13 protein-coding genes and 1 pseudogene are annotated in these 14440 nt (G+C 58.8%); 6 read left to right on the plus strand and 8 right to left on the minus strand.

What is annotated here, in order from left to right; all coding sequences use genetic code 11:
- Positions 1–11: 11 nt before the first annotated feature.
- Positions 12–239: pseudogene (locus M5B43_RS14310) on the minus strand (hypothetical protein); the annotation flags it as partial.
- A gap of 154 nt (positions 240–393) precedes the next feature.
- On the opposite strand from M5B43_RS14310, the gene M5B43_RS14315 reads away from it, so the two are divergent.
- Complete coding sequence (locus tag M5B43_RS14315; protein ID WP_248750720.1) at positions 394–1206, plus strand: class I SAM-dependent methyltransferase; 813 nt, start codon at positions 394–396, stop codon at positions 1204–1206.
- Between the two features lie 130 nt (positions 1207–1336).
- Here the strand turns inward: M5B43_RS14315 and M5B43_RS14320 are convergent, their stop codons facing one another.
- Entirely contained in the window at positions 1337–1723 is a 387-nt protein-coding gene (locus M5B43_RS14320) for a TIGR03067 domain-containing protein (protein WP_248750721.1), read from the minus strand.
- Between the two features lie 338 nt (positions 1724–2061).
- Here M5B43_RS14320 and M5B43_RS14325 point away from each other — a divergent pair, with 338 nt between their 5' ends.
- Both M5B43_RS14325 and lpxO read left to right on the plus strand, forming a co-directional pair.
- The gene (locus tag M5B43_RS14325; protein ID WP_248750722.1) at positions 2062–3399 is read left to right on the plus strand and encodes a Wzz/FepE/Etk N-terminal domain-containing protein; all 1338 of its coding nucleotides are present in this window, start codon (positions 2062–2064) and stop codon (positions 3397–3399) included.
- 266 nt (positions 3400–3665) lie between these two features.
- Positions 3666–4565, plus strand: coding sequence for a lipid A hydroxylase LpxO (gene lpxO, locus M5B43_RS14330; RefSeq protein WP_248750723.1), 900 nt, complete (start codon positions 3666–3668; stop codon positions 4563–4565).
- Between the two features lie 19 nt (positions 4566–4584).
- On the opposite strand, the gene ligD is transcribed toward lpxO, so the two are convergent.
- On the minus strand, positions 4585–7056 hold the full coding sequence (gene ligD / locus M5B43_RS14335) for a DNA ligase D (RefSeq protein WP_248750724.1): 2472 nt from the start codon (positions 7054–7056) through the stop codon (positions 4585–4587).
- A gap of 24 nt (positions 7057–7080) precedes the next feature.
- Positions 7081–7920 carry a Ku protein gene (locus M5B43_RS14340; protein WP_248750725.1) on the minus strand — a complete coding sequence of 280 codons (840 nt, stop codon included), beginning with the start codon at positions 7918–7920 and terminating at the stop codon, positions 7081–7083.
- A gap of 185 nt (positions 7921–8105) precedes the next feature.
- Here M5B43_RS14340 and M5B43_RS14345 point away from each other — a divergent pair, with 185 nt between their 5' ends.
- Together M5B43_RS14345 and M5B43_RS14350 are read left to right on the plus strand one after the other, a co-directional pair.
- Positions 8106–8420: a hypothetical protein gene (locus M5B43_RS14345; protein WP_248750726.1), complete on the plus strand. Its 315-nt coding sequence runs from the start codon at positions 8106–8108 to the stop codon at positions 8418–8420.
- Between the two features lie 12 nt (positions 8421–8432).
- On the plus strand, positions 8433–9590 hold the full coding sequence (locus M5B43_RS14350; RefSeq protein ID WP_248750727.1) for a PQQ-dependent sugar dehydrogenase: 1158 nt from the start codon (positions 8433–8435) through the stop codon (positions 9588–9590).
- Between the two features lie 50 nt (positions 9591–9640).
- Here the strand turns inward: M5B43_RS14350 and M5B43_RS14355 are convergent, their stop codons facing one another.
- Together M5B43_RS14355 and M5B43_RS14360 are read right to left on the minus strand one after the other, a co-directional pair.
- Positions 9641–10120, minus strand: coding sequence for a nuclear transport factor 2 family protein (locus tag M5B43_RS14355; RefSeq protein WP_248750728.1), 480 nt, complete (start codon positions 10118–10120; stop codon positions 9641–9643).
- A 53-nt stretch (positions 10121–10173) separates the two neighbouring features.
- Complete coding sequence (locus tag M5B43_RS14360) at positions 10174–10737, minus strand: TetR/AcrR family transcriptional regulator (RefSeq protein WP_248750729.1); 564 nt, start codon at positions 10735–10737, stop codon at positions 10174–10176.
- Positions 10738–10862: 125 nt separating this feature from the next.
- Between M5B43_RS14360 and pssA the strand changes: the two genes are divergently transcribed.
- Positions 10863–12206 (plus strand): CDP-diacylglycerol--serine O-phosphatidyltransferase, encoded by a 1344-nt coding sequence (pssA, locus tag M5B43_RS14365; RefSeq protein ID WP_248750730.1) that lies wholly within the window; start codon positions 10863–10865, stop codon positions 12204–12206.
- A 71-nt stretch (positions 12207–12277) separates the two neighbouring features.
- On the opposite strand, the gene efeO is transcribed toward pssA, so the two are convergent.
- Together efeO and efeB are read right to left on the minus strand one after the other, a co-directional pair.
- Positions 12278–13096 (minus strand): iron uptake system protein EfeO, encoded by an 819-nt coding sequence (efeO, locus tag M5B43_RS14370; RefSeq protein ID WP_248750731.1) that lies wholly within the window; start codon positions 13094–13096, stop codon positions 12278–12280.
- Positions 13097–13120: 24 nt separating this feature from the next.
- Positions 13121–14437 (minus strand): iron uptake transporter deferrochelatase/peroxidase subunit, encoded by a 1317-nt coding sequence (efeB, locus tag M5B43_RS14375; protein ID WP_248750732.1) that lies wholly within the window; start codon positions 14435–14437, stop codon positions 13121–13123.
- Positions 14438–14440 lie beyond the last annotated feature (3 nt).

A 14440-nucleotide genomic window follows, 5' to 3' on the forward strand; every position in this document is an offset into this window, starting at 1 on the left:
TACTTTACCTATCAATAGCTTAGAAAGCGCTTATTTGGGCTGGGACCAATTTTTAGGCCAATCTGGAGCTTTTCCATTTCGCTCCAATCCGAGCTTGAGTTGATCCAACGCGCATAAGTCGAGAGCAGCATCTGCACGTGATGGCCGAGCTGCTGGGAGATGAAGGCGGGGTTCATGCCAGACATACTGCATATTGTCGCATAGGTATGACGACAGTTGTATGGCGGCCGACGACGGATGTTCAACGCCTTTGGCGCCGCGATCCATTACTGGTGCAGGCGGCTTTCGTTCATCGTTCGTCCTTGAGGTGCATGTTTAGGGCTCATGGGGTTTTCATCCACGCAGAACCGGGCTACTTTGCGATCCTGCTCCTCTGTCAGACAGGACGACGCAATGGATAAGCCCTCCGCTCAACAGGCAATCATCAGCAACAGGCATGCGTGGGATCAGTCCGCCAGGCTGCACAAAGAAACGGACACATGGAAGGGCTTGCTGGACGCGGTCGTCCATCCCGGTTTTACGTGCCTTGATCCGACCATTACCCGGTTGTTGCAGGCTGTCGGTGTTGCCGGCAAGGACGTCGTGCAACTGGGCTGCAATAACGGGCGTGAAAGCCTGTCGTTGTTCAGCCTGGGCGCTCGCTCGGTAGTGGGGATTGACCAATCCGTGGCGTTTCTTCAACAAGCTCGGGAGCTGGCCGATCTTTCGCCCCACAGTCCGCAGTTCATCGAGAGCGATATTCACCACCTGCCTGAGTCACTGCTTGGGCAGTTTGACGTGGCCCTTGTGACCATTGGTGTCTTGAACTGGATGCCGGACGTTACGCAGTTCCTGCGCCATGTCGCCAGTACCCTCAAGCCTGGCGGGACTTTGGTGATGTACGAAACTCACCCGTTCCTGGAAGTGTTCGATCCCAAGGCCGCCAATCCGTTTTTGCCTGCCAGCTCGTATTTCCAGCGCGATCCCTTTGTGCTGCAGGAATCCATCGTCTATGAAGGGCAGGGCGCGCAAACCGGGCCAACGTCCTATTGGTTCGTTCATACACTGGGCAGTGTGGTCAGTGGCGCCGTGGCCGCGGGGTTGCAGGTAGGGCATTTGCAGGAGTACGCACATTGCAATCGTGAGGAGCTCTACGAGCAATACGAACATCAGCCCGCACAGTTGCCCTTGTGTTTCACCCTGACCGCCACCAAAGGCATGGACTGAGTAGCCCCTGGTAAAAAAAGCCCGCCAGAGGCGGGCTAAGGGATTCACTGGAGTAGGTAGGTTTCACCGTAGAGCCTGGAAAGTGAAGGCATCGTGAAAAGGCCATCACTTATTCCGCTCAGTGCGTTTGTCACGAACGACGCACGAAGGTACGCATGGTCTGCCTAGCTTCGGTGCGGAAGACCGTCGGCCTGGGCATGTCCTCATCCGCCGCAATGAATACAAAGTCATCGCCCTCGAGCCGGTAACTGGCGGGCAATTGTTTGCCGGCGTCGCCGCCGATGGCATCTATCCAGGTGATGCTTTTGGGCACGGTGCTGGTGTCCAGGAAAAACTGGCCGGCCAGCAGGATATCGCCCTCGACCGTGACCACTTCAAAGCGATCCCCTCGTATGCGGGTAATGGCACCTGGCGCGCTATGTGCATCCACTGGGTTAAGCACGCCACTGTCCTCAAGGGCTGTCTGCTCCCACTCACCTTGCAGTGCGTGAAAGTCTAATTCTGAAAGGGATGACATCGGATTTCCTTATTGTCGAGGGCATAAGTGCCGCATATGTCGGGAACGGCGCTGTAATTTGCAGGCTACGCGAAATTTTTCTTTAGAAGACAGCCATTTGACAGCTTTTTCATGTTGTATTGACTACGCTTTAGCATCATTGGTCCTACGCCAAAATGTCATTTGCACTACTCTCCGATTTCCAACCGAAATATTCCCTTGCTGTGTGGGATTTTTTAACCGACTGACGGGTCAGAGTGCCATTGGTCTGTCGTATTCAGGGCGTTGTCCCTGACTTTTGAAGCCATGGCTGCTTCCGAAGTGATGGCCTTTTAGTATTAATTTAAGGTGTGCTTATTTTGAATCGAACCTCCCCGCCCGCGTCGTCTGTCGCTTCCGATGAAATTGACCTGTTTGAATTGTTCCATGGCCTTTGGCGGCAAAAAAAGCTGGTAGTCGGCTGTGCGCTTGTGGCTGGGGTATTGGGGGCGGGGTATGCCTTCCTGGCGCCCAAGACGTACGAGGTCAGCAGCGTGCTACGGCCTGCGGCCATCAACGAACTGGATGCCTTGAACCGTTCGGAGGTCTATAAGCTGCCACCTGCGGATGCGCTCGTGAAAGTGGGGGCGCAGTTGGACTCCTACGAAGCCCGCCTGGGCTTTTTCAAGAGCCACGAAGACTTATTCAAAGCGTTTCAGAAACCAGGTCGGAGCCTGGAACAGAGTTTTGAGGAGTTCAACCGAAACTCTGTCAATCTGATCCTGCCGGATGCCAAGAAATCAGATTCGCTGAGTAACTATATCCGCCTTGAGTTGCAGTACCCGGCGGACGTCGACGGCGTTGCGATCCTCAACGGCTTCGTGGATTACGCCATTGCCGCAGAGCGTGAGCAGGTCGGTGCCGACCTCAAGGTGATTGTTAATAACCGCCTGACTGAGCTCAAGGGCAAGATTGACGCAGCCCGTGCCAACTACGATACCGACAAGGAATCGAAGATCGCCAAGCTGCTTGAGTCGGACAGGCTCAAGCGTGCCCAATTGCAGGATGAACTGAGCGCCCTGCGCTTACAGATGAAGATGGAGCGCACCAACCGCCTGGCGGAGCTGGCAGAAGCCATTTCCATCGCCAAATCGATGGGAATCAAAACGCCGACCACGCCATCCTCCATGGCGGATGCAACGCGTAGTGGTTCTAATCAAGTCATGCGCACAGAAGTCAATAATCAGAAAATCCCACTGTATTTTCTCGGGACCGAGGCGCTGGAAGCCGAGCGCTCCGCCTTGCAGCAACGTACCAGCGACGACTTCACCAACCCACGCATCGCCGAGATCGGCAAGGAGCTTCAATTGCTGGATGCCAACCGAGAGGTTGAGGTCTTGCGAAAGCGTGGGAATGAAGACATTTTCTTGCAGGACGTAGAGCCGCTTCGCGCTGAAGTCGCCCGGTTGCGCAGCTTGAACATCGACATGAGCAACCTGAAGTTGGTGACAGTCGATCGTCGCGCCCAAGAGCCTTTGGCACCGATCAAACCGAAGAAAGCCTTGGTGATTGCGTTGAGCCTGGTCGGCGGCTTATTGCTGGGCCTGGTCATTGCGCTGATCCGTCACTTCATACGTACCCGTCGTGAGGTGGTACCGTTCTCGGCATTGGAAGACAACAGCCTTTCCCGCCGCGAGCGCAAAGACGATCCGCTGTAGTCGTCAAAGCACCCTTCAGTGGGTGGGCACAAGGGCCCACCCACGTCCCCCCCCCAGCACAATCAGTGGACAGCTTTTCACAATTCTTAGTTAACCTTTGGTTACAAACTGTGGCTAAATAACGGCCAATGGTCACACACCGGCGGGTCACCCAGCCGGACGTGTCATCTGTACATGAATTGTGATTTCAGGTGCTGCTTATCCATCCTCGGTCGTTGTGGGCCGGCAGGAGCAGCCTGTTCTCTCCCTGACTTGTGACGAATCCCTTGAAACTCATCATTGTTGTTCTCTACGTTGCCTCCATTGCGTATGTCCACCTGCGCGGTCGGGTGCGGCACAAGCTGGGCCGCCAGCTTAGCGATCACTCGACGTTCCTGGCGCCGGTCAACTGCTTTTTGTACCTGTTCTCCAAGCAGCCAAGCCGCCCGTACCTGTCGCCCAGTGACTTTCCGGACCTGAGCCCATTGCAGGAGCATTGGGAAGAGATTCGCCAAGAGGGCCAGAACCTCATGCGAGCAGGCGAAATCAAGCGTTCGGACCAGTACAACGACGTGGGTTTCAACTCATTCTTCAAGTCGGGCTGGAAACGTTTCTACCTCAAGTGGTACGGCGACAGCCATCCATCAGCAATGAAGCTGTGCCCGCGCACTACCGAGCTGGTGCAAAGCATCGGTTCGGTCAAGGCGGCCATGTTTGCCGAGCTGCCACCGGGCTCCAAACTGGTGCGCCATCGTGACCCTTACGCAGGCTCCTACCGCTATCACTTGGGGCTGGATACTCCCAACGATCCAGGTTGCTACATCAACGTGGATGGCGAGAGCTATTACTGGCGCGACGGCGAACCGGTGATGTTCGACGAGACTTACATCCACTACGCAGAAAACACTACGCAGCAGAACCGCATCATTCTGTTCTGCGATATTGAGCGACCCATGAAGTACCGTTGGGCGGCGGCGTTCAACCGTTGGTTCAGCCGTAATGTCATGGCGGCTGCGGGCTCGCCCAATGACGAGGGTGACAAGACCGGTGGCCTCAACCGTGCCTTTACCCGCCTGTACAAGATCCGTCTACGCGGTAAAGAGCTTAAAAAGCGCAATCGTGCACGCTACTACCTGGAAAAGTGGGCAATCTTTGCAGGTTTGGCGCTGATCTTCATTCTTGTCTGAAACTCGTTCAAGGCGCGAATCATGTGGGTGGATTCGCGCCGAGCTTCTCCCACATCCGCTTGCTGATCTTTTGTCGATTGGCATAACCGGCCCACGGGTCGCCCTTCAAACCCTGCAGCCGCTCATGCAGGTTCGCAACCGTCCACTGCTGGGCGCTGCGCACGCTTTTCAACTCATCACGACTGACAGGCACCGACACCGGTAAACCTGGCCGTGCCCGCACTGAGTAGGCCGAGACCGTACTGGCACCACGGGCGTTGCGCAGGTAATCGACAAATATCTTGCCCACACGGTTCTTGGGGCCGCTGGTGGCGGTAAAGCGTTCTGGCAGTTGCTGGGTCATGAACTGCGCAATGGCTTTGGCGAACGCTTTCACGGTCTCCCAGCCATCCCGTCGGGCCAACGGAATAACCAGGTGCAAACCCTTGCCGCCGCTGGTTTTGACAAAGGCTTGCAACCCCAATTCATCCAAGACCGACAGCGTCAGTTGCGCGGCTTCCAGCATGGTTTTCCAGGGCAGCGCGGGGTCGGGGTCGAGGTCCAGTACGAACAGGTCAGGGGTGTCGATCTTTTGCGCGGTAGCGCCCCAAGTGTGGAATTCCACAGTCCCCATTTGCACGGCACCGATCAAGGCATCCGGGCTGTCTATTTCCAACAGGCGTGCATGGCCGGGGTCGAGCTCGGCAGGCAGTTGCTTGATGCACGCAATCGCCAGGCGCTCAGTGTGCTTCTGGAAAAACTGCTCGCCGCCGATGCCCTCCGGTGCTTTGAGCAGTGACACCGGCCGGCCGCGCAGGAAGGGTAGGATCCATTCGCTGATGCTGGCGTAGAACTGTGCCAGTTGTTGCTTTTGCGTGCCGCTCTGCGGATCGATGACGCGGTCTGGGTGAGTAATGGTCAGGGGGTTGCCGGAGGTTTTTGTCGCGGGTATCGGCAGCGATTTGGCCGAACGCGGTTGCTCATGAATGACCTGCGAGGCAGGTTTGTCACTGCGCAAGCCCACAAAGGCTGCCTGGCGGATCACACCGTCACGGGTCCACTCGGCAAACTGCACTTCGCCGACCAATGTCGGTTCCACCCAGTGCACCCCCCGCGCCTGAGCACGCGTGAGCGGTTTTGAAAGGGGCGAGGCGTGGCACTCAAGCCGTGTGAGCTGAGCGTAGAGAGCGTTCAACGCCGCCTGATCAAAACCGGTGCCCACGCGCCCTGCGTAGACCAACCCGGCATCCTCGTTGACTGCCAGCAACAGTGCGCCAAACCCGGTACGCGAGCCTTGTGGGCGGGTATACCCGACAATCACGAACTCCTGGCGCAAGCGACATTTGAGTTTGATCCAGTCGGCGCTGCGCCTCGACACATACGGGCTGCCCACGCGCTTGCCGATCACACCTTCAAGGGCCAGGTCACAGGCGCTTTCGAAGATGTCGCGTGGGTGGGCGGCGAAAGCTTCGGAGAACCGCAGCAGTTTGCTTCGGCTAGCGGCAAGGGCCGACTTGAGTGCCGCCCGACGCTCTTCCAGTGGCGCATCGCGCAGATCTTGCCCGCCCAGGAAAGGTGCATCGAACAGGTAGTAGACGATGTCCAGGCTGCGCCCGATATCGAAGGCATTTTGTAGCGCCTGGAAATCCGGCAAGCCCTCGGCGTCGAGGCTGACAACTTCACCATCGAGCCAGCTGTCCTTGAGTTTGAGTGCCTGCAGGGCCTTGATCTGACGTGGCAAACGGTCGGTCCAATCATGGCCATTGCGCGTAAACAGGCGTACTTCGCCGTCGCGGATACGTGCGAGCATCCGGTAGCCGTCGAATTTGATTTCGTACTGCCAGTCGCCGGCCGGCGCGCGGTCGACCAGGGTCGCCAGTTGCGCAGTGAACTGCTCGGGCAAGGGAGCTTGTGTTTTCTGGCGCTTTGCAGGTTTCCTGGTCTGGCCGACCGAAGCACCGCTAAGCACGCTTTTCGGCTGAGCCTGGACAATATCGTAGTCGGCGGCAGGCCGGGCCTGCGGGTCCTGTTCCTTGATCAGCAGCCACTGTTCCTTGTCGCCGCTACCTTTGAGCCGCGTGCGCACCAAGGCCCAGTCCCCGGACAGTTTTTCGCCCATCAGGGTGAATTTCAGTTTGCCGCTGGCATAGGCCTTGTGCGGGTCGCCATGGGGCTGCCATATGCCGCGGTCCCATACGATGACATCCCCCGCGCCGTATTGGCCGGCGGCGATACGGCCCTCGAAGTTGCCATAGCTCAACGGATGATCCTCAACGTGGATTGCCAGGCGCTTCTGGCTGGGATCCAGGCTTGGGCCCTTGGGCACCGCCCAGCTCAACAGGACGCCATCGAGCTCCAGGCGAAAGTCATAATGCAGGTTACGCGCGTCATGCTTTTGAATCACAAAGGCCAGGGCTGACGCTTTGCGCGGGCGGGCAGGTGGGCTGCCTGCCGGTTCGGCGGTAAGGGCGAAATCGCGTTTACGGTTGTATTCACTCAGAGGCTTTGCCATGTCGTTCTCCAGCAAAGGGCGGGCTCAAGATGCCTTTTTGTTGGACTTTTTCGTGGTGGTTTTTTTCGTCGCCGGCTTGCCCGCCAAGCTGCGTTTGAGCAACTCCGTCAGGTCGATCACGTCGGCGGATTTGCGCTCGTCGCTGCCTTTGGTCGTTTCCACGTCTTCGATCTTGCCGGCCTTGGCCTTCTTCGCCACCAGCGCCATGATCTTGTCCTGGAAGCTGTCGCGGTAGTCATCAGGTTGCCAGTCGGCGCTCATGTCCTCCACCAGGCGCTTGGCCATGTCCAGCTCGCCTTTGCCCAGGGTCGGGCGGATAACATCGCTGCCCAGCTCCAGCTCGTCCAGGCTGCGCACTTCGGCGGGCCAGCGCAGCATCACCAGCACCAGGGCTGACTCCAGCGGCATCAGTGCAGCCAAGTGCTGTTTGGTGTGCAGTACCACGTTGGCCAGGGCGACCTTGCGGGTCTTCTTCAGGGTTTCGCGCAACAGCGCGTAGACCTTGCCGCCGCGTTTGTCCGGGGCCAGGAAGTAGGGCGTATTGATGTTTTGCAGGGGGATCTGGTCACTGGCCACAAAGGCAATGATCTCGATGGTCTGGGTTGACTTGGGGTGAGCTGCGCGAATCTCGTCTTCGCTGAGCAGCACATAGCGGCCTTTCTCGAAGGCCACGCCCTTGACGATATTGTCCTTGGTGACTTCTTTGCCTGTGGCCTTGTTGATGCGCTTGTAGCCCACTGGCTCCATGCTGCGTTTATCCAGCCAGTCAAAGTCAACGCCCTGAGACGACGTCGCCGAGACCAGCGACACCGGGATATGGACCAAACCGAAACTGATGGCGCCTTTCCAGATTGCCCGTGGCATGGCGGCGGTTCCTTGAAAAGAGTCTGTGTCTGGGTGACTGGTGGGCGTTGGCAAAAGTTTCGGTGGGCAGACGCGCGGACAGATTGTGTTACATCTGATGAGAAACATTTTAATGTCGCAAGCCGAACCCAAGGCGTAGCGTGTTGATCGAAAGCACGTACAACTCGGCATAGAGAGGCTTTGTCATGAACAGCTGTGTGCGTCATCTCGCAATGCTGGCGTTGGGCCTGGCGCTCACGCCACTCGCCCAGGCGCAAAACTTGCCCGGCAGCAACGACTCCAACAACAGCCCTATTCACCGGGCCAATCCCAACAGTATGCAAGGCACCCAACCTAATGCGCCGGCCGGCCGCGGTCTCCAGACCGGGCCGACCACGGCGGCGCCGACCGTTGAGAACGGTGGTATCGGTAACCGTTATCCCAAGCGCGATGCTGCCCCCAGCCGCCCGGCGACTGAAACCAAAGCCCCCACCTATGATGCCAACGGCAATCGCCGCTAAGGATTGCGCCTTATGTTTCTACGTAAAACCCTGTTAGCCGCCGTTTGTGCAACTGCGCTGCTTCCCTTGGCGGTGGTTTACGCCGCCGATGCCCAACAGTTCCCCAGCGAGCAGGGCAGTATCACGGCAACCCCGATCGCCAAGGGCCTGGATCACCCTTGGGCGGTGGCGTTTCTGCCTGACCAGCAAGGCTTCCTGGTGACCGAGCGCCCAGGCCATCTGCGCTTTGTCAGCCCGGACGGCATGCTTTCCGCACCGTTGACGGGCGTGCCGCAGGTGTGGGCCAAAGGGCAGGGCGGTTTGCTCGATGTGGTGCTGTCGCCCGACTTCAAGCAGGACCGCATGGTCTACCTGTCGTACGCCGAAGGCGGCGGTAAGGACGGCAAGGCTGGAACGGCCGTTGGGCGTGGGCGCCTGGCCGATGACTTGAGTGGCTTGAAGGACTTCAAAGTAATCCTGCGCCAAGAGCCTAAACTGTCCACCGGCAATCACTTCGGCTCGCGCCTGGCGTTCGACCGTGACGGCTACCTGTTCGTGACCCTGGGCGAAAACAACGACCGGCCCACTGCTCAGGATCTGGACAAGTTGCAAGGTAAAGTCGTGCGCATTTACCCGGACGGCCGCGTGCCCGATGACAACCCCTTTGTCGGCCAACCCGGCGTACGACCCGAGATCTGGTCCTACGGCCAGCGTAACCCGCAGGGCCTGGCGCTGAACCCGTGGAGCGGCACGATCTGGGAAAACGAACACGGCCCCCGTGGCGGCGACGAAATCAACATCATCGAACGTGGCAAGAACTACGGTTGGCCGCTGGCGACCCATGGCATCAACTATTCGCTCACGCCGATTCCGGAAGCCAAGGGCAAGACGGCAGAAGGCACGGTGCCGCCCCATCACGTCTGGGAGAAGTCACCCGGCATCAGCGGCATGGCGTTTTATGATGCCGACCGCTTCAAGGCGTGGCAGCACAACGTGTTTATCGGAGCGTTGGCCAGCCAGGAATTGATTCGCTTGCAGTTCGATGGCGATCAGGTGATCCATGAGGAACGCCTGTTGGGCGGTTTGAACGCGCGAATTCGGGATGTGCGACAGGGGCCCGATGGTTACCTGTATGTGCTGACCGATGAGGACAAGGGCGTGTTGTATCGCGTGGGCCTGAATCAGGATTGAGCGGTCAGCCGCAAGCTTGAAGCTTCAAGCTTCAAGCGTGCGGCGTGCGGCTACAGCCCCAGGTCGGACAAGCCCGGATGCTCATCCGGGCGGCGTCCCAGCGGCCAGTGGAATTTGCGTTCGCTTTCCTTGATCGGCTTATCGTTGATGCAGGCAAAGCGATTGGCCATCAAACCGTTCTCGTCGAACTCCCAATTTTCATTGCCGTACGAACGGAACCAGTTGCCGGAGTCGTCGTGCCATTCATAGGCATAGCGCACGGCGATGCGGTTGCCGGTGAATGCCCATAATTCCTTGATCAGCCGATAATCCAGCTCCTTGGCCCATTTACGGGCAAGGAAGTGTCTGGCCTCTTCGCGGTTGCAGGCAAATTCGGTGCGGTTACGCCACTGGGTGTCCAGGGTGTAGGCCAGGGACACCCGTTGCGGGTCCCGGGAGTTCCAACCGTCTTCGGCCAGGCGGACTTTCTCTATGGCCGACTCGCGGGTGAACGGCGGCAGGGGTGGGCGTACTTCTGCGTTAGATGACATCAGGCAGCTCCTGAAACACTGAGGGTTGATCGAAAGTTGCTGAGTGTGTGCGTTCAAAGCCCCAATAACGTTCGCGCCATGCATTGCGCATTATCGGCGGCTGTTGAATCGCCCATCACCAGGGCAACGGTAATGGCGCCATCGATCAGGATCAGTAGGTGCGCGGCCTGCCGTTCCGGGTCGGGGGTGCCATGTGCGTGACACAGTTCGAGTGCGTACTCGAACAGTTTTTGCTTGTGGGCCTTGGCCAATAGGCGCACCGGGTCTAGTGCATTGCCGGTTTCGCCGCTGGTATTGATAAAGGCGCAGCCGCGAAAATCCGCCGAGCCGAACCAGTTCTTGAGTGCACTGAACAGCGCCAGCAGGCGCTCGCCACTGCCCTCGCTGCGTTCCACTTCACTGCGCAGCCATTGCATCCAGCGTTCGTCGCGGCGTTGCAGGGCGGCGATGACCAATTCATCTTTATTGGCGAAGTAGCGATAGATACTTTTTCTCGAGACGCCGGCGGTTTTCACCAGAAGGTCCATGCCCGTGGCGGCGATGCCGTGGCGATAGATCAGCTTCTCGGTGACGTCGAGGATAATGTCGCGGGTTTCACTGCTGGTTATGTTGTTCATGCTGCTGACAGTAGAACGATCATTCTTCTTGGTCAATTAACTTTTTTACATGCTCGATGGCGAGACCTGCGCACCCCTATGGTGTAAGCTCGTGGCCTCTTCGGATTCGACCCATTGCGAGCCCTATGCCGTCGTTCTTCAAACGTTCCCTGCTCCCCAAACTGCGCGGTTTTCCACTGTCTCCGGATGCCATTGAGGTGTTGTCCGGTGCCGATGCCTATCGCCGTTGCCTGTTGGAGAAAATTCCCCAGGCCACGCGGCGTATCTACATCGTTGCGCTGTACTTGCAGCAGGACGAGGCGGGGCAGGAAATCTACGATGCCTTGCACGCGGCCAAGACGGCCCGGCCCGAACTGGATATCGTGGTAATGGTCGATTGGTTGCGTGCCCAGCGCGGGCTGATTGGCGCCGGCAAGCAGCCTGGCAACAGCGCCTGGTACCAGGCGATGACGCAGAGTCATGCCAGTGAGGTCCCGGTGTACGGTGTGCCGGTGCAAACCCGTGAATTGTTCGGCGTGTTGCACCTCAAGGGCTTTGTGATCGACGACAGCGTGCTGTACAGCGGCGCCAGCCTGAACAACGTGTACCTGCACAAGTTCGACAAGTACCGTTTCGACCGTTACCACCTGATCCACAGCCAACCGCTGGCCGACTCGATGCAGCATCTGGTGGAGCACGGCCTGATCGCGTCCAAGGCGGTGCACCGTCTGGACCTGCCGAATCCGCCCACCACCCGCAGTTTGCGCAACGACATCGGTGACCTGCGCAGCCGTCTCAAACATGCGGCCTATGACACGACGGCGGGGCAGTTACCCAATGGCCACCTGTCGGTCAGCCCGTTGCTCGGTGTGGGCAAAAACAACCCCCTGAGCCGGGTGATCCTGGAGCTGATTGCCAGCGCCCAGCACCAACTGACCATCTGCACGCCGTATTTCAACCTGCCATTGCCAGTGACCCGGGAAATCAATCGAGCCCTGGCGCGCGGCGTGAAGATCGACATCATCGTCGGCGACAAGACGGCCAACGATTTCTACATCCCGCCCAGTGAGCCGTTCAAGGTGATTGCAGCGTTGCCGTACTTGTATGAGATCAGCCTGCGTCGCTTTGCCAAGCGCCACCAGCCGATGATCGACAGCGGCCAACTGAACCTGCACCTGTGGCGCGACGGCGACAATACCTATCACCTCAAGGGCATGTGGGTCGACCAGCGTTACACCCTGCTCACCGGCAACAACCTCAACCCACGGGCATTCCGCCTTGACCTGGAAAATGGCTTGCTGATCGACGACCCGCAAAGCCAGTGGCTGGGGCGGCGGCGTACCGAGTTGGCGCAGATTTTCCAACACACCACGCGTATTGAGGGCTACCAACAGTTGCAGACGCTGGTGGATTATCCGCCTGCGGTGGGTAAGTTCCTGCGGCGTGTCAGCCGGGTGCGGATTGAGCGCTTGCTGTACCGGATCCTGTAGACGAGTCACTCACAGGCAAAAAAAGACCCGGGCCCTTCAACAAGGCCCGGGTCGTTTTTTGCCCGCAGGGTTTAGTTCAAACCCAGCTTGCCGCGCAACATCGACAGGTCTTCAGCCAAGGTGTTGACCGGTCCCACCAGGGCCTTGCGGTCGTTTTCCTTGACCTTGTCGTAGGTTTCAAAACCGCCATCCTTGGTCTTGTACTTGGCCAGGATCTTGTCCACGCTGGCAAAGTTCTTGTCGACCTTGGCCAGGAAGGCTTTGTCTTGTTTCTCGATCTGGCTACGGAACAGGTCGACGATTTTTTTCGCGCCGTCGATGTTGCCCTGGAAGTCATACAGGTCGGTATGACTGTAGCGGTCTTCTTCGCCGGAGATCTTGGTGGCCGCCACTTCTTCCAACAGCGCGGCGGCGCCGCCGACGACTTTTTCAGGCGGGAAGGTCAGGCCGTCAACTCGGGCTTTGAGGTCTTGCACGTCGCTGTTGAGCTTGTCAGCCAGAGCGTTGAGGCCCTGGGTGGTGTTCTCGGAAAACAGGCTGTACTCGATACGGTGGAAGCCGGTGAAGTCTTCGGCTTTCACACCTTTTTCGTGGTCGTTGACACGGGAGTCGATGGAGGCATCGAGGTCGCTGAACAGCTCGGCGATGGGCTCGATGGACTCGTAGTGCACACGGGTCGGCGCGTACAGCTTCTTGGCGGTCGCCAGGTCACCTTTCTTCACCGCGTCGGTGAATGCCTGGGTCTGGGTGACCAGCTCACCGATTTCTTCGGTGACGTAGATTTTGTAATCCGACACCGGGCCTACCAGGTCCAGCGGCGCCGTCTCGGCGAAGGCGGCCAGCGGCGAAAGGGTCATTAGCAACGACAACGCGAGAGTCGATTTCTTCATGGGAGGTTTGCGCTCTGGTTTATTTTAGGTGTTGGCAGTGGTTTGAGGGTGCGTTGCAGCAAGGAGCGTGCGCCCCAGGAAATCCTTGGGCCCGGTGACGCCTGGCAAGGTGAAGAAGTAGCCACCGCCGACCGGCTTGAGGTACTCCTCCAGGGGCTCGCCGTTGAGCCGGGTTTGCACGCTGATGAAGCCTTTCTCCAGGTCAGCCTGATAACAGATGAACAACAGCCCCATGTCCAGCTGACCGTTTTTGTTGACACCGTTGGAGTAGTTGAACGGCCGACGCAGGATCAGGTTGGCCTGGGTCTGCGGGGTACGCGGGTTGGCCAGGCGGATATGGGCATCCAGTTTGGTCAACTTGCCTTCCGGGTCTTTGCTGTAGTCCGGAACCTGGGTTTCGTGCTGACCATCCATGGGCGCGCCCGTGGGTTTGACGCGGCCGATGATGCTTTCCTGTTCTTGCAGCGGGGTGCGGTCCCAGCGCTCGACAAAATTGCGGATGATCCGCACGGTCTGGTAGCTGCCGTGGGCGGCCCAGGCCGGTTCGTCGCTGGTCGGTTGTACCCAGACGATCTGGTCCATCGCCTTGTTATCGTTGGAGTTCGGGTTGGCCGAACCATCGCGAAAACCAAGGAAGTTGCGCGCACTTTGCGCCGGTTCACCGGGTTTGGCGGGCGCCTGTGGGGGCACGCTGCCTTCCTGTTTCCAGCGCACCAGCAGCAGGTCCGGCAGGTTCTTCACAATATCGCGCAGGGCGTGGATATTCGTGTCCGGCGTGTTCGAGCTGAACTGCAGGCTAAGGTCGCCGTGGCATTGCGCCGGTTCCAGTGCGTCATTGGGGAAACCGACCATGCGGATCAGGCGCTTGGGCTTGGCCGCCGTGAGGCCGAAGCGCTCATCGAACAATGACTCACCGACGGACACCGTGATGGTCAGGTTATCCGGTGTGACCACCGGGCCGAGGATGCCGGAGTCGGTGGGCGGCAGTTTCGGGTCGACTTGCGGCACGGTGCCGCCCGTCATCAAGAAATGGATGCGCTCGTTCAAAGTGCGGAACAGGCGCTCCAGGTCTTCGCGGTCACTGGCCAGCACATCGAACGCTACCACCATGCCGCAGGCCGGGCGCGGGGTCACGATGCCGGTTTGGTGCTGGCCGAAAAAGTCGTGGTGGTCCTGGGTTTTGTCACTGCGCGGTGCCGTGGTGACTTGCTCGGCAGCCGACGCCATGGCCGGGCAGGCGAGGCTGCTACCGGCAATGGCAGCACCGGTGGCCGCCATGCCCAACAGCACGCGGCGACGCTGGGCTGAAAAGTGTGCGCAACGCTGTTCTGAATCGCTCATCGT

The organism is Pseudomonas sp. MWU15-20650, from assembly GCF_023242475.1.
Classification (GTDB): Bacteria; Pseudomonadota; Gammaproteobacteria; order Pseudomonadales; family Pseudomonadaceae; genus Aquipseudomonas.

Bases quoted from the DNA above. Each gene is read 5' to 3' on its own strand.
- M5B43_RS14360 (WP_248750729.1), bottom strand. From the start codon at position 10,737: ATGAACAACATAACCAGCAGTGAAACCCGCGACATTATCCTCGACGTC.
- pssA (WP_248750730.1), top strand. From the start codon at position 10,863: ATGCCGTCGTTCTTCAAACGTTCCCTGCTCCCCAAACTGCGCGGTTTT.
- M5B43_RS14315 (WP_248750720.1), top strand. From the start codon at position 394: ATGGATAAGCCCTCCGCTCAACAGGCAATCATCAGCAACAGGCATGCG.
- efeB (WP_248750732.1), bottom strand. From the start codon at position 14,437: ATGAGCGATTCAGAACAGCGTTGCGCACACTTTTCAGCCCAGCGTCGC.
- ligD (WP_248750724.1), bottom strand. From the start codon at position 7,056: ATGGCAAAGCCTCTGAGTGAATACAACCGTAAACGCGATTTCGCCCTT.
- M5B43_RS14320 (WP_248750721.1), bottom strand. From the start codon at position 1,723: ATGTCATCCCTTTCAGAATTAGACTTTCACGCACTGCAAGGTGAGTGG.
- M5B43_RS14340 (WP_248750725.1), bottom strand. From the start codon at position 7,920: ATGCCACGGGCAATCTGGAAAGGCGCCATCAGTTTCGGTTTGGTCCAT.
- M5B43_RS14345 (WP_248750726.1), top strand. From the start codon at position 8,106: ATGAACAGCTGTGTGCGTCATCTCGCAATGCTGGCGTTGGGCCTGGCG.
- M5B43_RS14350 (WP_248750727.1), top strand. From the start codon at position 8,433: ATGTTTCTACGTAAAACCCTGTTAGCCGCCGTTTGTGCAACTGCGCTG.
- efeO (WP_248750731.1), bottom strand. From the start codon at position 13,096: ATGAAGAAATCGACTCTCGCGTTGTCGTTGCTAATGACCCTTTCGCCG.
- M5B43_RS14355 (WP_248750728.1), bottom strand. From the start codon at position 10,120: ATGTCATCTAACGCAGAAGTACGCCCACCCCTGCCGCCGTTCACCCGC.